Source organism: Spirosoma gilvum, assembly GCF_054776815.1.
In genome coordinates this window covers 342,058-361,679 of record NZ_BAAHBH010000002.1, presented here as the reverse complement: position 1 = coordinate 361,679, position 19,622 = coordinate 342,058, and the positions used below count along the sequence as shown (strand labels likewise).

12 protein-coding genes are annotated in these 19,622 nt (G+C 49.7%); 5 read left to right on the top strand and 7 right to left on the bottom strand.

Features of this window, described 5'->3' with window-relative positions; genetic code table 11:
* Positions 1-98 precede the first annotated feature (98 nt).
* Positions 99-1,205, bottom strand: a complete 1,107-nt coding sequence (locus ACYVFD_RS06265; protein WP_461088921.1) for a DUF2911 domain-containing protein — start codon at positions 1,203-1,205, stop codon at positions 99-101.
* Positions 1,206-1,460: 255 nt separating this feature from the next.
* On the opposite strand from ACYVFD_RS06265, the gene ileS reads away from it, so the two are divergent.
* The 3 genes from ileS to ACYVFD_RS06250 all read left to right on the top strand — a co-directional run bounded on the left by ileS (position 1,461) and on the right by ACYVFD_RS06250 (position 8,053).
* A complete protein-coding gene (ileS, locus tag ACYVFD_RS06260; RefSeq protein ID WP_461088920.1) occupies positions 1,461-4,922 on the top strand; it encodes an isoleucine--tRNA ligase in 3,462 nt (1,153 codons plus the stop codon).
* A gap of 316 nt (positions 4,923-5,238) precedes the next feature.
* A complete protein-coding gene (locus ACYVFD_RS06255) occupies positions 5,239-5,640 on the top strand; it encodes a hypothetical protein (RefSeq protein WP_461088919.1) in 402 nt (133 codons plus the stop codon).
* Positions 5,641-5,728: 88 nt separating this feature from the next.
* Positions 5,729-8,053 (top strand): metallophosphoesterase, encoded by a 2,325-nt coding sequence (locus ACYVFD_RS06250; protein ID WP_461088918.1) that lies wholly within the window; start codon positions 5,729-5,731, stop codon positions 8,051-8,053.
* A 245-nt stretch (positions 8,054-8,298) separates the two neighbouring features.
* On the opposite strand, the gene ACYVFD_RS06245 is transcribed toward ACYVFD_RS06250, so the two are convergent.
* The 5 genes from ACYVFD_RS06245 to ACYVFD_RS06225 form a co-directional block, all read right to left on the bottom strand.
* The gene (locus ACYVFD_RS06245) at positions 8,299-9,192 is read right to left on the bottom strand and encodes a 1,4-dihydroxy-2-naphthoate polyprenyltransferase (RefSeq protein ID WP_461088917.1); all 894 of its coding nucleotides are present in this window, start codon (positions 9,190-9,192) and stop codon (positions 8,299-8,301) included.
* 91 nt (positions 9,193-9,283) lie between these two features.
* Positions 9,284-9,901 carry a glutathione peroxidase gene (locus ACYVFD_RS06240; protein WP_461088916.1) on the bottom strand — a complete coding sequence of 206 codons (618 nt, stop codon included), beginning with the start codon at positions 9,899-9,901 and terminating at the stop codon, positions 9,284-9,286.
* A 79-nt stretch (positions 9,902-9,980) separates the two neighbouring features.
* On the bottom strand, positions 9,981-11,765 hold the full coding sequence (gene argS, locus ACYVFD_RS06235) for an arginine--tRNA ligase (protein WP_461088915.1): 1,785 nt from the start codon (positions 11,763-11,765) through the stop codon (positions 9,981-9,983).
* 112 nt (positions 11,766-11,877) lie between these two features.
* Positions 11,878-13,266: an FAD-binding oxidoreductase gene (locus ACYVFD_RS06230; RefSeq protein WP_461088914.1), complete on the bottom strand. Its 1,389-nt coding sequence runs from the start codon at positions 13,264-13,266 to the stop codon at positions 11,878-11,880.
* Positions 13,267-13,536: 270 nt separating this feature from the next.
* On the bottom strand, positions 13,537-15,906 hold the full coding sequence (locus tag ACYVFD_RS06225; RefSeq protein WP_461088913.1) for a penicillin acylase family protein: 2,370 nt from the start codon (positions 15,904-15,906) through the stop codon (positions 13,537-13,539).
* 120 nt (positions 15,907-16,026) lie between these two features.
* Between ACYVFD_RS06225 and ACYVFD_RS06220 the strand changes: the two genes are divergently transcribed.
* Entirely contained in the window at positions 16,027-16,554 is a 528-nt protein-coding gene (locus tag ACYVFD_RS06220; RefSeq protein ID WP_461088912.1) for a hypothetical protein, read from the top strand.
* Positions 16,555-16,616: 62 nt separating this feature from the next.
* Here the strand turns inward: ACYVFD_RS06220 and ACYVFD_RS06215 are convergent, their stop codons facing one another.
* On the bottom strand, positions 16,617-17,267 hold the full coding sequence (locus ACYVFD_RS06215; protein ID WP_461088911.1) for a hypothetical protein: 651 nt from the start codon (positions 17,265-17,267) through the stop codon (positions 16,617-16,619).
* Between the two features lie 202 nt (positions 17,268-17,469).
* On the opposite strand from ACYVFD_RS06215, the gene recQ reads away from it, so the two are divergent.
* A complete protein-coding gene (gene recQ, locus ACYVFD_RS06210) occupies positions 17,470-19,596 on the top strand; it encodes a DNA helicase RecQ (protein ID WP_461088910.1) in 2,127 nt (708 codons plus the stop codon).
* Positions 19,597-19,622 lie beyond the last annotated feature (26 nt).

Here is a 19,622-nt window from a genome sequence, read left to right as displayed (position 1 = left end):
ACCCCCGGCCCCTCTCCTAAAACAGGAGAGGGGAGCAGGACTGCCCTATTTTCCCCCCTCTCCTAAAACAGGAGAGGGGCCGGGGGTGAGGTAACCTTCTAGTTCACATCTTTCCCTTGACCCAGCAATCCTAGCAACCGTTCTACATTGGCTTTGTTATTGGCATCGGGGGCCTGTGCCAGTGCTTTTTGTCCCCAGTCGGTAGCTGCTTTGTAATCGCCCATAGCCGAGTAAGCCCGCATCAGGCCCATGTTGGTCATGAACACGTTTGGGAATTTTTTGGCCAACTCCTGGAAAAGTGCCAGGGCTTCTTTTGATTTCTTCTGATTGATCAGTTGCCGTCCGTATTGATACGCCTGCTGCATATTGGCCAAAGGCAGTGCTTCTTTCATCAGTGCATCGGCTTCGGCGGTACGGTTCGTCAAGGCTAGTAGTCGAGCTTTTGTACTTAGGGTATTGAAATTCTTTTCGCCAACAAACTGCCCGTTAATGGAATAATCGGCCCAACGTAGGCCCTCTTCCAGATTTGTTTTATGGTCGGCCGTATAGGCTGCCGCCTGCTGATACGCATCCCACCGGAATCCTTTTTCGCCCCGCAGTTCATTGCGTAAGGAAGCCAGTTGGGTCTGCACCAGATTGACCGATACGGTAAATGGAATTGCCCATTTCTCCCATTCCAGCATGACCACCGCCGAGCTATCCGTCTCGTTGGTGAACTCATATTTCAATCGCTCTACCGATGGTCTGTCTTTCAAAGGCTTCACATTGACCCGTAGCACATCTTCTTTGGGATCGTAGAAATAGCTACCCCATGAAGTGGTACTTTTGGAGAAAATGACTGTTACGTCGTTTTCTTGTACACCCATCAGCAAGCCGTAGGTACCGGCGGCTAAGGGTTTTCCCTCAATAGCGACATCGGTGCTGAATGTAATGGTTGTGTTTTCGTTGGCACCGGCTCGCCAGGGCGATTCCTTACTGGTTCCGAACCCTAAATCCTTGAAGCCATAGTGGACCAGTTGCCCCCAGATTTTGCCTTCCCGTCCTTTCACGGCAGGTCGATCATAATGAATGGTCACATCGGTAAGGCCAATCTGCTCCGAAACGGTTGCTTTTTTGTTTCCTCCATCGGCTGGAAAAGTAAGCTGAGCAAACGAGGCTAAAGAACTCAGGCAAAAGGCGCTGAGTACTAGTGTAATTTTCTTCATGGTTAGCTGTCAGATTTTGAGTAATACTAACTAATTGACTTAACCCCAAAGTAAGCAGCTATTGACAGCCTCGTCAAGGTGAACTGTATAAGCGGTCGAGTTAGTGAACGTTCTGGTTAAAGCACTTTGTTGACTAGTTACAAAGGCAATACGAAATCTGAACCACTTTCTAGTCAGTCCGATGCGTCAAATTTCCGTATCTTTGCACTCATTTTTTAACCGCACGGTCGTCAGGGATGATCTGTGCTTTCGATTATGCCAGGCGTGAAGTACCAACAATACGAATCCCTCGATTACGCAAAGCTAGCGGCCGAGGTGTTAACTTACTGGAATCAGAATCAGGTATTCGAACAGTCGATTTCCCTGCGAGAGGGGAAGTCGAACGGTCCGGCGCTCCGGTTTACGTTCTATGAAGGCCCTCCATCGGCCAACGGAACACCGGGTATTCACCACGTAATGGCTCGAACCATTAAGGATATTTTCTGCCGTTACAAAACACTTCAGGGCTTTCAGGTCGAACGGAAAGGCGGCTGGGATACGCACGGTCTGCCTATTGAGCTTCAGGTCGAAAAAGAACTGGGCATTACGAAAGATCATATCGGCAAACCCGAATCAGAAGGCGGCATCAGCGTTGAAGATTACAACCGTAAATGCCGCGAAACGGTGATGCGGTTTACAGACCAGTGGAACGACCTAACCCAGAAAATGGGCTATTGGGTCGACCTCGACAATCCGTACATCACCTATAAAAACGAATACATCGAATCGATCTGGTGGCTGCTCAAGCAGTTGTACGACAAGGATCTGCTCTACAAAGGCTACACCATCCAGCCGTATTCGCCCAAAGCCGGAACGGGTCTAAGTTCACATGAGCTAAACATGCCCGGTACGTACAAAGATGTGCGCGACACGACCATTGTGGCTCAGTTCAAGGTCAAGCCGACGGGCAAATCAGGCTTTCTGTTTTTCGACTCGGCCGATGCCGATGTGTATATCCTGGCCTGGACCACTACGCCCTGGACACTACCAGCCAACTCGGCACTGACCGTTGGAGCCAACATCGATTACGTATTGGTCAAAACGTTCAATCCGTATACGCATAGGCTGGTCCATATAGTGCTGGCTAAAAACTTAGTAGGTCGTTGGCTACCTGAAAAGGGACAAGTCGATTCGATCAATCATCCGGCTTTTGAAGCATACCTACCCACCGACAAAATAGCCCCGTGGACGATTGTGTCGGAGTTTAAAGGAGAACACCTCGAAGGCATTGAGTACGAACAACTAATGCCATACGTTCAGCCTGATAAACCTGCCTTTAAGGTTATACTGGGCGATTTCGTAACGACTGAAGATGGTACGGGGGTTGTTCATACCTCGCCAACCTTTGGTGCCGATGACTTCCGGGTAGCTCAGGCGGCTGGTATCCCACCGATTATGGTGAAGGATGAGACTGGCAAGGAGGTTCCGATTGTCGATAAGCATGGTCAGTTTGTAAACGAGATCACGGATTTCGCCGGTCGGTATGTGAAGGAGGAATATTATTCCGATGAAGAACGTGCTGACCCGGAATTCCGACCAACTGATGTGCTGATTGCCATCAAGCTGAAAGAGGAAAATAAGGCGTTTCGGGTAGAGAAATACGAACACCCCTACCCACACTGCTGGCGGACCGACAAACCAATCCTGTATTACCCCCTTGATAGCTGGTTTATCCGCACAACGGCCAAAAAAGATCGGCTGGTTGAACTGAACAGGACTATCAACTGGCAACCTGAGAGTACGGGTACGGGTCGCTTTGGCAACTGGCTCGAAAACCTGGTGGACTGGAACCTGAGCCGTAGTCGTTTCTGGGGAACACCTTTGCCCATCTGGCGATCAGAAACGGGCGAGGAAGTCTGCATTGGCTCTGTTGACGAACTCGTGTCAAAGATTGAAAAAGCGAATGAGCAACTGAATCAATGGCTTCAGGCAGGTCAAACTGACTACCAAGTCTATTTCGACGCCAACCATTCATTCCTTCAATCATTCAATCATTCAACATTTGATCTGCACCGTCCGTATGTGGATGAGGTGTATTTCGTATCGGAGTCGGGCAAAGTCATGCAGCGCGAGTCGGACCTGATCGACGTTTGGTTCGATTCGGGAGCGATGCCGTACGCACAATGGCACTATCCGTTTGAAAACAAAGACGTATTCGCCAAAGCCTTCCCGGCTGATTTTATCTCGGAAGGGGTCGACCAGACACGTGGTTGGTTCTTTACCCTGCACGCCATTGCGGGTATGCTGTTCGATTCGATTGCGTTCAAAAACGTGGTTTCGACCGGGCTGGTTCTCGATAAGAACGGCAATAAAATGTCGAAACGGCTGGGTAATGCCATCGATCCGTTTAAAACGCTGGACCAGTATGGCCCCGATGCGACGCGCTGGTACATGATCACCAATGCGGAACCCTGGGACAACCTGAAGTTCAACGTAGACGGTATCGGCGAAGTGCAACGGAAGTTGTTTGGTACCCTCTCGAACACGTATAATTTCTTTGCGCTGTACGCCAATCTGGATCAGTTCACGTTTACGGGTCGTACCATTCCCGTAGCCGAACGACCAGAACTCGACCGCTGGATTCTGTCGAAACTACAATCGCTGGTGCTGGAGGTTGAAGAACAATTCGATGGCTACAATCCAACCAAAGCCGGGCGGGCGGTACAGGACTTCGTTAATGATCAACTGTCGAACTGGTACGTTCGGCTGTCGCGTCGGCGTTTCTGGCAAGGAAACATGACGGCTGACAAACGGGCCGCTTACGAAACACTACACGAATGTCTGAGCGTAGTGGCTCAGCTTATGTCGCCTATAGCACCGTTCTATGCCGACTGGCTGTACCGGAACCTGAACGAAGGGCAAACGTCGGTTCACCTGACCGATTTCCCCGTTGCGGATAAAACGCTGATCAATTCGGAGTTGGAACAGTCGATGGAAGCCGCACAAGGTGTATCGTCGCTGGTTCACTCATTACGGAAAGGCCATAAACTGAAAGTTCGCCAGCCGTTGAGCCGGGTATTGATCCCCGTATTGAGCGCCGATACCCGTCGGCAGATCGAGCATGTTGCCCCCATCATCATGTCGGAAGTGAATGTGAAGGCGGTGGAGTTTGTCGATGACGCCAGTGGCATTTTGAAAAAGCGGGTAAAACCCAACTTCAAAGCGCTGGGACCAAAATTTGGCAAGCAAATGAAAGAGGTTGCTGCCGCCATCACGACCATGACCGACGACGAATTGAAGGAACTGGAAGCTAACGGAGAGAAATCATTCGTCATTCAAGATTCATCATTCCTCATTTCGCTGTCGGATGTCGACATCCAGACAGAAGATATTCCGGGCTGGCTTGTTGCCAGCGAAAGCGGCCTGACCGTTGCCCTCGACGTAACCGTCACCGACGAATTACGGGGTGAGGGCATCGCTCGTGACTTTGTCAACCGGATTCAGAACCTGCGGAAAGACCGGGACTTTTCAGTAACGGACAAGATTCGGATTGAGCTGGAACGCAACAACGAACTGCTGGCGCAGGCTATCGAAACCAATCGTGACTACATCCGTCAGGAGGTTCAGGCGGTTTCGCTCGATTTGGTAGGCGATCTGAACGGCCAGGACGCCGGACCGTTGGCAACCGAAATTGAAATGGATGAATTCCAGCTACGGCTTAAAGTCGAACGCGTCTAACCATTATTACGGTCCGTTTTCTCAATTGAAAGCATAAAGTTTTGAGACGTATAGTTTCTAAAGTCACCCCTCGGCCGAGGAGTGACTTTTTTATATATACCTTCCTACCGGCTCCGTACTTATTTATACTTTCTTATAAAAAATGCACAACGGCATGAATGTTGTATATACGCTAACTGAGTTTATAATGGATAGGCCGCTTCGTTTACCCCTGCGAGCATACATAAGGCCATCTGCACTCATCCTACTAGCCCATCTTATAGATCGTAGTATTTGCACGCACCTACTCGCTGCGTTCACTTAACCATTTATAACCTTGATAGATTATTTACGCTCAACTTTACACTCCTTTGTTAATAATTACCAGGCCGTGATGTGGCGGCTACGGGAGTGTTCGCTCAATGATGAGCAATTAGGAAACGCTGTGGGCCTGAGTGGCAATGCCATCCGAAACCGACGCAGCAAACCCGATCTATGGAAACTATCCGATGTGGAGCGGCTGGCGGCTCATTTTACGCTACCCGCTACGGCTTGCCTACAGTTAAATCAGGTTCTTCACAAATTACCCGGCGATCTACGACAGCTACCCAACGACGAACGGCGACGGATTGAACGTCAGTTACTAATGAAATTAGCCCAGTTGGAATCGTATAACCAAAGTGAGTGGCCTGTTCGAAACCTACTCAAAATGCATCAGGCGTTGCATAACAACCGCTAGTTAAGGAGTTGATCTATATGAATTTACACCTACCGACCCGAAATTCCGTCTGGTAGGTGTACCTTTACGGTGGCCCTCTTTGCACCGTATGAAACTCCGTAAATTTATAGCCCTGGCTGTTCTGCTCTGTGTCAGTCAGCAGCTGTTTGCACAAACACCCACTCTGGTTCGTGGGCCTTACTTGCAGGTGGTAACACCTACCTCGGTAGTTGTTCGCTGGCGTACTGACCAACCAACCACAGGTCGGGTCTGGTTTGGCCAATCGGCTAATCAGTTGACCGGCAACATACAGGAATCCCAGCCAACGCAGGAACATATACTGACACTCACAGGCTTACAGCCTGCCACTCGCTATGCGTATTCGATTGGCTATGGCGATACCCAACTAGCGGCTGGCCCTGACTATTCGTTCAAAACGGCCCTTCCAACGGGTGATACGCGCCCGTTCCGTATGTGGGTATTGGGCGACTTTGGGAGCGGCAACGATAACCAGCGGGCCGTTTACCAAGCCTATCGTAATGCAACCGTCAATCGACCAGCCGACCTGTGGCTTTGGCTGGGCGATAATGCCTATTCGTTCGGGCTGGAAGAGGAATATCAGCAATTGGTATTTCCGGTTTATGCCCCTACACTTCGCAATACACCCATTTTTATCACGCCCGGCAACCACGACTACGCCGATAGCGAGACAAATTTCAATACTGCGTACTACAATCTGTTCTCGTTTCCGCAACAGGGCGAAGCTGGGGGCGTTCCATCGGGATCAAAATCCTACTACGCAGCCAACTACGGCACCGTTCACCTGATTTCGCTCGACTCACAGGGCAGGCAGGATGGCCAGTATCGACTGTATGATACGACCTCGGCGCAGGTACAGTGGCTCAAGCGCGATCTGGCAGCTAATAAACTGCCTTGGACCATCGTCATTTTTCATCATCCACCCTACAGCAAAGGCGGGCACAATTCCGATACAGAAGAGTCGATGCGACTCATTCGCGAAAATCTGACACCGATTCTGGAGCGGTTTGGGGTTGATCTGGTGCTGAATGGTCATAGCCACGGCTACGAACGGACCTATAGGCTGAAAGGCTTACAAGGACTGGCCAACACCTTCGACAAAGGCAAAAATGTCGTCGACAATAATTCGGGGCGTTATGATGGTTCACCGAACTCGTGTCCCATTTTGTCGAAAGGGCAGGGCACTGTATATGTGATTAACGGATCGGGTGGTCAACTGGGTGGCCAATCGCCCGATTTTCCGCATCCAGCCACGGTTTATAACAATGTTACCAAGGGTGGCTCCATGATTCTGGACGTAAACGACAGTCGGCTGGATGCTCAATTTCTCCTATCAGATGGCTCCATCGGCGACCGATTTACGCTGGTAAAAAATACCGGCAAATCCACAAGTCTTACTGCCGAATATGGTGATACGCTTCAATTCGCAGCTTCCTGGAATGGCGACTACCGCTGGTCAGATGGAAAAAGCAGTCGCAGTATCAACTACGTGGCCGACAAAGCCGGGACGTTTCCAATTACGGTTAAAGACAATCAGAACTGTCTGGCTGACCAGTTTACGGTGAACGTGCTCCCCCCGCCTAAAGTCACGGCCAAAACGTCGGCAGGAGCCTCCGTTTGTGTCGGCAGTACATTTGCCGTAACCGCTACTCCTGAAAATACCACCAAAGCCGCCGGTTGGCAGTATGATGTACTTTTATCCGATGCATCAGGCAATTTCGCGAGTAATCGAATTGTTGGTTCAGGGTCGCTCTACTCCTTACAAGCCACGATTCCGGCGAATCTGCCGCCCGGCTCTGGCTATCGCGTGCAGGTACGTCCGCGTGGCATTCCGTATGCCCAACTGAGCCCAAGCGATGCGTTTACCGTCAAGTCATTACCAACTGCTACAGTAGCAGGTTCAACAACGGTATTGAAAGGGGAATCAGTCGCCCTCACCCTCAACTTTACGGGCGATGGCCCCTGGAAAGGAACCTTATCGGATGGCACGGCCTTTTCGAGCAATGTAACGCCCTTTACGCTGACGATTCAACCGGCAACATCTACCGTTTATTCGATCGCCAATGTCGAAAACAGTTGTGGAAAAGGTACCAGTTCAGGACAGGCGTCGGTTACGGTATTGCTCCCCCTGGCCGAAGAAGGGCTTACAGATAGTCAACTGAAGGTTTATCCTAACCCAGCCCATGACATAGTTCATGTTGAGCTAACAATTGCTCAGAAAAAAGAAATTAGCGTAACGCTGGTGGATGGGAATGGACGGTCTGTTCTCCAGAAACAATTTGCACCGACCAGTTCACTTTCCGAATCCTTACCCATGCCGCATGCCCATGGCACCTACCTCCTAAAAGTGCAGGTTGGCAATGGCACGTTGGTTCGGAAAGTAGTTCGGCAATAATAAATGGTCAGGTTTGGTCAAAGATGGTCAGATATAGTCAATGAATTACCACAAACAATGTTTATCCATACCTGATTACCCCTGACCATGAGGCTGTTTAAACTTTTGAAAATAGTCTTAAAATGAGCGATTTTTGTCATTCCGACGAAGGAGGAATCTCAAGCTTGATTAATGAGCAACGTTGAGATTCCTCCTTCGTCGGAATGACAAAAATCGCTTTTCAAGGAAAGTTTTAACAGCTTCAATTACAATACCTGCCCGACTCCAAACAGGATGACAAACAGAAGGGTACTCATGGCAAGCTGGCCCAATCGTGGGTTAAGTTCTGCCGAGCGTTTGTGCGTAGCAATGGCACGGCCATTCAAAATAAAGAGCGGGAAGGCCAGCACGTAGAGATAACTCACCCAGGCCGCTCCCGTCAGGAAGGAATAAGCCAGCGCACAGGCCATACCAGCAATCAATAGCCCCCAGTGATACCGAATCGCCAACGATAAACCGATTCGCGACGGAATTGACCGTTTACCCGTCATGGTATCTGTTTCGATGTCGCGAATGTTGTTGACATTCAGAACCCCCGTTGCAAAAAGCCCGACACTGGTAGCCGGTAATAGAAGCAGTGGGTTGAACGAAAGTGTATGCAGAAAATATGTTCCCAGCACGCCCACCCAACCAAAGAAAATCAGGACGGCAATATCCCCAAATCCGGCATATCCGTAGGGTCGCTTACCATTCGTATAGCCAATAGCAGCCGCAATGCTGAGGAGCCCTACTACCAGAAAAAACCAGAAGAGTTTTGGGCCAGCGCCATAAAAGGCCACCACCAGTAATCCAATACCACTAATCAGCGATAGAACCGACATCAGAATAATACCGCGCATCATGGCCTCTTTGCTGATGTCGCCGGTAGCCACTGCCCTGCGCGGACCTACCCGCAATTCGGTATCTTTTCCCGACACCGCATCGCCGTAGTCGTTGGCGAAATTCGATAGGATTTGAAGAAAAATAGTTGTCAGCGCAGCCAACAACGCAATCGGCCAACTAAAATGACCATCGGCAGAAGCCAGAAAACACCCTAAAATGATACTCGCCAGCGACAGCGGCAATGTCCGGGGCCGCGCAGCCGCAATCCAACTTTTCATAATACAAAGAGCGAAAGAGTGAAAGAGTGAAAGAGCGAAACACTGGCTTACGTCAGCTTTCCGCTCTTTCACTCTTTCGCTCTTTCACTCATTAAATTCCTACTGCTTTTTTAAACTCTTCGTCTTCGGGTTTTACTTTCGAGCCGAAGAAGTTGGTCAGTTCACCCTTTTCGTTGATCACGTATTTGCAGAAATTCCAGGTAGGTACCTGATCGTTCCAGCCGTTCAGATCTTTGTGAGTCAGCCATTTGTAGATTGGAGCCTGATCGTCGCCCAGTACCGAAACTTTTTCGAACATTGGGAAGGTTACGCCATAATTCTTTTTGCAGAACTCAGCAATTTCTTCGTTGCTACCAGGCTCCTGGCTTTTGAAGTTGTTGGCAGGGAAGCCTAACACAACCACTTTGTCACCGTGCTCTTTGTAGAATTTCTCCCAATCGGCATACTGTGGCGTAAATCCACATTTAGAAGCCACGTTAAGAATAACAACTTTTTTGCCTTTGAATCCTTTCAGAGCCACTGGCTTACCGTCCAGCGAGTTTACCGTAAAATCATACAGGCTTTTAGTTGGGGCACTATTGGCAGGTGCCGACAGAGCCGCCCGCTTATCCGCAAAAATTCCTTTAACTAGAGTGGAAAAAGACATAAAACTGGAAAGAGAAAAAACAAGGGCCAAAGCGGCCAGCGTAAAAATGAGATTCTTTTTCATCGTTGGTTTTCGGTTTTAGTATGCTTGAGGCATAACGTTTAGAAAGTAAACTAGTATTGACTGATTCTGAACAAAGTAACTACATTTTCTGCGGAACTTCTATTCCCAATAAGCCCATTGCTTTCCGAATAGTTTCACCAACCGATTTGGCCAGCACAAGCCGGGTCTGGAGCTTAACCGAATCCGTTTCTTTCAGGATCGGCAACTTGTCGTAAAACTGGTTAAACGTCTTAGCCAACTCATAGGCATACTGCGCCAGATACGAAGGTGCATAACCATCGCCCGCTTCTTTTACCCGCTGCGGATACTGACTCAGCAGAAAGACTAGCTGCTGCTCAATCTCATCAAGCTGGGTTTCCGAGAGTTTTCCAGTTAACCCAATAGTAATCTCACCTGCTTTCCGCAGAATCGACTGAATCCGGGCATGAACATACTGGATGTAAGGCCCTGTGTTGCCATGCAAATCGACGGATTCAGCGGGATTGAACTGCATTCGCTTCTGTGGGTCAACTTTCAGCAAGTAGTATTTTAATGCCCCTAGACCCAGCATACGGAACAGTGCCGCCTTCTCGGCTTCACTAAATTCATCGAGTTTACCTTTGGCAGCTTCGTCGGCAGCGGTGGCCGCAGCATCGGTGGTTTCCTGAATCAGATCATCGGCATCGACAACCGTACCTTCCCTCGACTTCATCTTGCCAGTTGGCAGATCGACCATACCGTACGAGAGATGGTACAAATTGCTCGCATAGGGCCGCCCTAATCGACGCAGTATGGCAAACAGGACATTGAAGTGGTAATCCTGCTCGTTGCCAACCACCCAAATCTGCCGGTCGTTATGAAAATCCTGGAATTTCAGATCGGTTGTGCCGAGATCCTGCGTCATGTAAACCGACGTACCATCGGAACGAAGCACCAGTTTCTGATCCAGCCCTTCGTCAGTTAAGTCAATCCAGACAGAACTGTCGTCTTTCCGGTAAAAAACGCCTTTTTGCAACCCTTCTTCCACGACCTCTTTTCCAAGTACGTAGGTATTCGACTCGTAATAGGTTTTGTCGAAACTGACACCAATGGCCTTATAGGTTGCATCGAAACCAGCATAGACCCAGTCGTTGAGTTTGCGCCAGAGCGCTACCGTTTCGGGATCGCCCTGCTCCCAAAGCCGAAGCATCTGTTGTACTTCGAGCATCAAGGGGGCTTTCTTCTCAGCTTCTTCCCGGCTCATCCCCTGCCCGACCATTTCCTCGACTTCTTGCTTGTACGCCTTGTCGAACATAACATAGTACTTACCAATCAGGTGATCGCCTTTCATACCTGCCTGCTCGGGGGTTTCGTCATTGCCGTAGAGCTTGTACGCCAGCATTGACTTGCAGATGTGTACACCCCGGTCGTTGACGATACAGGTTTTGACCACATCATAGCCATTGGCCGACAGAATCCGACTGACCGAATCGCCCAGAAAATTATTGCGCAGGTGGCCAAGGTGCAGGGGTTTGTTGGTATTGGGCGAGGAAAACTCAACCATTACCGATTGGCTTTTATGTGGTAACTGACCAAAATCCTGATTTTCAGCGATGTCGTTCAATACCTCAATCCAGGCCGAATCGGCAATACTGATGTTCAGAAACCCCTGTACCACATTAAATGCACTAACCAGGCTACTGTTTGCCACTAACCAATTCCCGATCGACTGGCCAATTTGGGCGGGAGCCTGCCGCAGTGCTTTGGTGAGCGGAAAGGTCACGAACGTATAAAGTCCGGCGAATTCTTTTTTGGTGGGCTGTAATGAAACGTCACCAATTTCCTGTTGATACAATTCGGAAACGGCCTGTTGAATTGCACTTTTTAAGTCTTCCTGAATATCCATTCGATCGTGAAACTGCCTGTCTGTACAGTTTTCAGCAACAAAAGTACGAAATGAATAAGTAACGCAGCCTTCCTTATCTGCCGACCAATCGATTACCCTATCGCTACGTAGCTTATTCAGGCAACAATTTCCCAGGATTTAAAATGCCGCGTGGGTCCAACGCCTTTTTTATCGTTCGCATCAGGGCTATTTCTTCGGCCGTTCGGCTTACATAGAGCCACGATTTTTTCTCCAGACCAATACCATGTTCGCCAGTTATGGAGCCACCGATGGGTTGGAGTGGCCCATATAGAATCTCTTCCACGCGATGTTTGGTTTGGTGATCATCGGTCCCGCAACTGATAAACAAATGGAGGTTTCCATCGCCCATATGCCCGAATGAATACATATGCGCATCCGGCCAAACCTGTTGAAGTTCAGATCGTATCGCTTTAATGTAGGCATCCATGTCAGAAATGGCGAGGCTGATATCGAACAGAAAAACCGGGCGATGAACAGAAAAGATAAACTCGACATTTTCGCGAATACCCCAAAACCAGTCCAGTTCTTTTTTTGACTGAGCCATCACAGCATCCGCGATCAACTCACTGGTCAGGCAATTTTCTAAAAATTCCTCAAATACAATTTTGTCCTTGTCAGCGTCGTGTCCGAGTGATTCCAGCAACACGTAAAACGGGTACGTTTGCGGTAAGGGTGGCGAAAACAGCGACGGCTTCGAGGTCATTAACGCGTAATAGTCCTGCCACAGCAATTCAAAACTGGTCAGGTCGCTCTTTAGCGCGGCTTTGGCTGCCCGTAATAGGCTGTTCGCTTTCTCAAAACTGTCGAGGGCGATAAAGGCGGTGTTGCGACTTTTGGGCTGGTCTTCCAGTTTTAAAACGGCTCTTGTAATAATTCCCAACGTTCCTTCGGAACCAATAAATAGCTGTTTGAGGTCGTAACCGGCATTGTTCTTCATCATCCGGTTCATCGACGAAACAACGGTACCATCGGCCAATACGACCTCCAGACCCAGCACCAGATTGCGCATCACCCCGTATCGTACCGCCTGCAACCCACCGGCATTCGACGCAATATTACCCCCGATCATACAGCTACCTTTAGCTCCCAGATCGAGCGGGAAGAGTTGCCCTTGTGTGGCTGCTTTTTCCTGCAATTGCTGGAGCACCACACCCGCCTGTACCGTTACCGTTTTGTTGATCACATCGATTTGTTCCACCTGATTCATTCGCTCAAGGCTGATCGCAATCTCGTTCGGATGCGTATCCGTACCGCCAACTACATTGGTTAATCCACCATGTGGCACAACGGGTTGATGGTAGTCATGGCAGATTCGGAGCATGTTGGATACGTCCTGGGTAGAATTCGGCAACAACAGCGCCAGGCAGTTGAGACCGCCTGCCTGCTTCCAGTGACTGGCTACGCGTGTGCTGGCTTCTTCACGAGTCAGCACACAATTTCTCCCGAACGTTTTAATTAACTCCTCAACTATATCAGCCATGACACTATGAATTTGTTCGTTGTTCTAAAAAATCAGGTAAGTACAGTTTATGTCTGCCCAAACAGGCGTCGGTTAAAAGGCCAAATCCTGAATTCGCTACTGCCATAAGTTTGCTCGTCCGCGATTGCATTGCGGATGGATGAAGCCCGCGTCTGTGACGCTTTAGTAAATCCATTATTGGTTTCGATTATTGATTTTTTCGTCTTTCGCGTCACAGACGCGAACCTCGCGCATCCGCGATACAATCGCGGACGAGCCTGCGCTATAACACTAGGGCTTTAACAGAGTGGCTCCTTCCGAAACGGATTTTACCTTTTCTTTCGAGAAATACACCGGGAAATACTCGTTCTTCGCCCAGATAGGAAAGAGGTCGCCATAGTGCGGACTATCGGGATTACCCGACTGACCAGGGCTATTAATACCCAGCGTTTTGTCCCAATCCTGCGTATCGACCAGAATCCGGAACGATGCGCCATGCGTTTGGTTCAGATCAAAGGAGGTAGCGTTGACCGTTTCGCCATACCCACCCCGCGCTACAGGCCCAAAATTGAGCCGTTTCTGCATGGCCTCATCGACCAGTCCGCTCAAGGGATGCATGATGGTGATGTGTTTGAAATTGGGCTGTCCATAACGCCAGTTTGCAATGTCGGTGCCCAGCCATTCGGTCAGATTGGCCACAGCTTTATCAAGGCAACGAATCAGTAGACTATCGCGATGAACGCCAGGTTGTAGCAGGAATTCGGTGACACGTTTGGTAGGTAATGAGGTCAGGTACGGTTGGGCCTTCAGTGGGACTTTCTCTTCATAAACAGCGGCTTTCAGCACATCGTCCCAGGCTATAAAGATGGAAGCAGCTACCGAATTGGTATCGAGCCGGTAATCCCATTGACGCAAATAGGTCAGTGCCTGTTGGGTTCGGGGATTGGTCGACGTTAGTTTTTGAAGTAACGGCACAATGGTTCGGGCTGGAATAGACAGGTAGTCGGCCTGCAAGGCTTTAAAATCCGTTAGGCTTTTTGGCTTATCCTCCCGCAACACTTCTTTAATCCGATCGGTCCGACTCGACGGTGACCAGGTCCAGCCAACGGCATTGCGGTACGGATACGCAGGTGGCAGCAGGTTGTTATTCGCCGTTACAATAAAGTCTTCGGGCGGATTGAGCGTGTTGGGCAATTGCTGAATGGGCAGGTAGCCGTTCCACTCAAATCGACCATCGCCTGGCACAGGAACCAGTCCCGTAAAATTCGGGCGAATGGGCGACAGGGCCACCACCTGCCAACCAATGTTACCTGCCTTACCGTCGGTTGGGCGCTCGGCCCAGATCATATTCTCGCCTGGCACCCGGCTTTGCGCACACGCCTGCCGAAACTCGGCCCAGTTGCGGGCCTGATTCATTCGTAAACTCGCCAGATACGGCGCACAACCGGGTTCAAGCCACCCTGCCCGAACGGCGTACGCCTTATGCCGTACTGTGTCTTCAAAAACGACAGGCCCGTGCCGGGTGTATTTCAACGTTACGCTGACGGGCTGACCCTCTTTGACGGGAATCGATTCGGTCAGAGTTTTCATGGCCACCCAAGCTCCTTTGTAGCGATATTGAGCCGGATTGGTCGGATTGGTATCGTAGACGTATAGATCTTCGTTATCGGTCTCGAAAATGGTTAGCCCCCAGGCACCGTAATCGTTGTGGCCGATCGAAATTCCCGGCAGCGTTGGCTCGCCCGCACCTACCACATGCCAGCCGGGCGCATCCAGATGAACCCAATACCGAAGCGAAGGCGTCGACTGCGCCCGATGCGGATCGTTGGCCAGCATGGGAAAACCACTCGCTGATTTTGCGCCGGAAATCACCCAGTTATTTGAGCCTGTATATTGCTTTTCAGTGTCGAACCAGCGGTCTACATCCAATCGCCGAGCTTCATCTTCATCGGCTTTGCTGGACACTCCGTTGCATTTCAGTGGCAAGCGAAAGGCTTCGTACAACTCCAAAATCGGCTGAAATAACTCTTCACCGTTTACGTGCAGGGTCAAATCGGGTTCTTTAGAACTTACTGCCGGATGAAACCATTCCAGCTCACGTACTTTATCGGGACCAAGCAAATGAACCAGCCGTCCGTAATTTAACTCATCCCGCACATTGGCCAGAATACCCTGGTGCCGACTAATCACTACTTCCGGTGTCCAAAGACCAGGCTTTGTATTCAGCACCCGAAACTCAAACGGCAACTGTTCAGGAGTTTTCAGCACGGTTTTGATATAGGCATTAATGCCATCAACAAAGGCCCGAACAATCTGTGGTCCATGCGGATGGTAGTGCTTCAGTTCTTCATCCAGATTACCCCGAAACCGAAACAACCGAGTACCTATATCCCGTTTCAATTCCTGCGGTCCCAGCAGCTCAGCGACGGTTCCGGTAGCCTGTCGTCGCCAGATTTCGAGTTGGAACAGCCGATCCTGCGCAGCCGAATACCCTTGCGTAAAGAACAAATCGTGTTCATTTTTGGCGTAAATGTGGTTAATACCCCAGCGGTCACGAATAATCTCTACAGACTCCTGTAAGCCAGTCAGTTGTAGCGTAGCAGATTGATTAACACAGCCGAACGGAAAAAGAAGAAGGAACAGGACAAGCCGTCGATACATAGCGCAGATGGATGAGTCAGAAAGATAGTCAACAATCCATATTCAGGAAGTTTAACAGTCGTTTAACAATCAAATTGCCATACGGTTAGTATGTTTGACCAACACCAAATCCTAAACCTCATGAAATCTATCCTTTCTGGCCTACTGATTAGCAGCCTGCTTATCAGTCTGACGGGTTGTGTAACCGCAACCATTCAATCGAACGTAAAAGCCGATGCAAAGCCTGAGTTTAAGCGCATTCTGATTGTATCGCGCCTTCCGAAGACAAACCCTACTTACCTGGCCTCATTACAAACGGCTTTTCCGGCGGGTTATCAGGTTTGTACCGTATCGAATAGCCCAATCTCATTTGAAAGTGCCGAAGAGGCTATCGAAAAACAACGGCAGACCTGCCAAAGCGAAGTGGTGTTAACGATTGATTTTAATCGAAGCTATACGTCGGGATCGGGTCGGTATATTTCTTCCAATAATGAGTTGCTATTGGAAATGAAAAGCCTGACCACCGGCATTCCCTTCTGGAAGGCCCTCGTAACAACCTCATTGAGTAATAACGAAATAGTCCCAAGAGAACTCGTTACTAAACTGATCAATGACGGCATTATTCAGGGGAGTGCCCCACTAGGAAGGTCTTATCAGTCTACCTATTAAGGAAAAGGGGCCAGATTTTCGAAATCTGGCCCCTTTTCCTTAATAGATTTAACAATCTCAGACTACTTGCTTTTCATGCTGCTGAGATAGGTTTTGTTGCCGTTCTTATTGATGTAGTACTTGCCACCGCGTGGCCCAACCATAACTTTTTCGCCGTTGGGGCCTTTAGAAGACGGATCAACCGGGGCTTTGTAATCGGCTGGAGTGGCTTTTTCCTCTTTCATAGCAGGCTTCGATGCCTTGGCCATCTTATCGGCTTTATCCATCTTATCCGCCTTCGCTGGTTTGTCCATCTTGTCGTCTTTCAAACCCGCATTGGTAGCCATTTTATCCGCCTTCTTTTCAGCCTTATCTAGTTTGGCATCAGCCTTGGTCGTTGCTTTGTCGGCTTCTTTTTCAGCTTTTTTCTCCGCTTTAGCCGCTTTCTTATCGGCCTTATCCATTGCGTCGTCGGTCTTTTTGTCAGCTTTCTTCGCTTCTTTTGCCGCCTGTTTTTCAGCTTTGGCCTGTGCCTTCTCGGCATCTGTCATGCCGGCCTTAGCAGCCTCTTTAGCCGCTTTTTTCTCGGCCTTTGCCGCTTTTTTGGCGTCTTTATCGGCCTCATTCTGTTCTTTTTTCGCTTTATTCTTCGACGGTTTGTCGTCCTGTGCCCAGCCATTGAAGGCAACCAGCAAGCCCAGCGCAAGGCATAGGAGTGAAAGGGTCTTTTTCATTGGAATCGGATTGGTTTTGTGAAACAATAGAATTGGCTCTTATGACGGAAAGATGGTGATAAAATCACCATTCCGGCACTAAAAAAGACTTAAATTTTTCTTAAATTTGATAGAATGATTGTAGCCGGTACTTGTCACCAATCGCTTTTAGCTCGTCTAATTGACGGCTGCTCAACCAGCGTACCATCACCCGAATAAGTCAATGATTAGTACATCCCCACTCCAGACGCAAAATCCCGCTGATTACCTCAAACGCTACTATGGATACGACCGCTTTCGGCCCATGCAGGAAGCCATTATCCAATCGATCCTGAGCGGACGCGATACGGTGGTTTTGATGCCTACCGGCGGGGGAAAATCCGTTTGTTTTCAGATTCCGGCTCTGATGCTTCCGGGCGTTACCATTGTGGTTTCTCCGCTGATTGCCCTTATGAAAGATCAGGTGGGAGCGCTGCACATGAACGGGATTCAGGCGGCTTTCTATAACAGTACCCAAACTTCCCGCGAACAGCGCGATATTGAGGCCGATTGCCATAAGGGGAAACTCAAACTACTCTACGTGTCGCCGGAGAAACTGCTCACTGAGTCGTTTTTTCATTTTCTGAAGCAGATTAACATTTCGCTGTTCGCCATCGACGAAGCACACTGTATTTCGTCGTGGGGCCACGATTTCCGGCCGGAATACACGCAATTGCATGTACTCAAAGAACAGTTTCCGACTGTACCGACCATTGCGCTGACCGCTACGGCCGATAAACTGACCCGGCAGGATATTGCTACAGGCCTGGGAATGATTGATCCGGCTGTATTTGTGGCTTCGTTTAATCGAACGAACCTGAGCTTACAGGTCTTACCGGGTCAAAACCGGCTTCAGCAGATCATCCGACTCCTCCAGCAAAAGCCCAATACATCCGGTATTATTTACTGCCTCAGCCGGAAATCGACCGAATCGCTGGCGGCTAAATTGCAGGAGAAAGGCTTTAGCGCGGCCTTTTACCACGCTAAAATGGACCCCGACGACCGGACTAAAACCCAGGAAGCGTTCCTGCGCGATGATGTTCGGATTATGTGTGCGACTATCGCCTTTGGTATGGGGATTGACAAATCGAATGTGCGTTGGGTAATTCATTACAACCTGCCTAAAAATATCGAGAGCTTTTACCAGGAAATCGGCCGGGCCGGACGCGATGGTGCTGCCGCCCAAACGGTTCTTTTCTACAGCTTTGCCGATGTGGCTACGTATAAGGACATGCTGGCCGAAAACAATCCGGCTAATCTGGGGCTTCAACTGGCCAAACTGGAACGGATGCAGCAGTATGCCGATGCCCATACCTGCCGCCGTCAGATTCTGCTATCCTATTTCTCCGAAGAACTGCCCGAACCCTGTGGCAACTGCGACGTTTGCCGTGACCCTCGCGTTACGTTTGACGGAACCGTTCTGGCCCAGAAAGCCCTTTCGGCTATGGTACGTACGGGTGAGCGCGTACCCATGAATCTGCTCATCGACATTCTTCGGGGCTCGCGAAGCCAGCAGGTCCTGCAAGGCGGTTACGATCAGATAAAAACCTATGGAGCCGGGCGCGACATTCGCTTTGAAGACTGGCGGAATTACCTGCACCAGTTGATCAATATTGGGGTCATCGAAATTGCCTACGACCAGCACTATGCGTTACGGCGGGGTATCCTGGCCGATCAGGTTCTTTACGGCGGTAGGAAAATAGACTTGGTTCGTCCCGACGATGCGCCCAAACCGGTGGTGGAAAAACCAAAAACCAAAACCGAGTCGCAGCGTGACGAACTCTTCGAGCGGCTCCGGGTTCTGCGCAAGCAAGTTGCCGACGAGCAGAACGTACCAGCTTACGTTATCTTTACCGATACCACGCTTGAAGACATGGCACGGCAGAAGCCGACGACTCCCGATGCCCTTCGGAACGTTAGTGGGGTGGGCGAGCGCAAACTTCAGTTGTTCGGCAAGCAATTTCTGGATGAGATTGTCGGGTATGTTCGCGGGCGAGTACAGGCTGGTGAAAAGCCCAAAGGATCGACGCAACTCATCACCCTCGAACTCTATAAAAACGGCCTCAGCATAGAGGAGATTGCCGCCGAGCGTCAGCTTACGACAGGCTCGGTGGCCAGCCATCTGGTACAGCTTTCCAAGTCAGGTTACGACATCGATTTAGCCTCGCTGATTGACCCCTACGAGCGCCGGGAAATAGAAAAAGCAATTGGTGTCGTTGGCCTGGAAGAAGGACGTTTAAAGGCGGTTTACGACTATTTGGGTGGCAAATACGATTACGGTAAATTGACCCTGGTAGCAGGCCTGTTATAAAGATAAAATCCTGTTTTACGCGATAC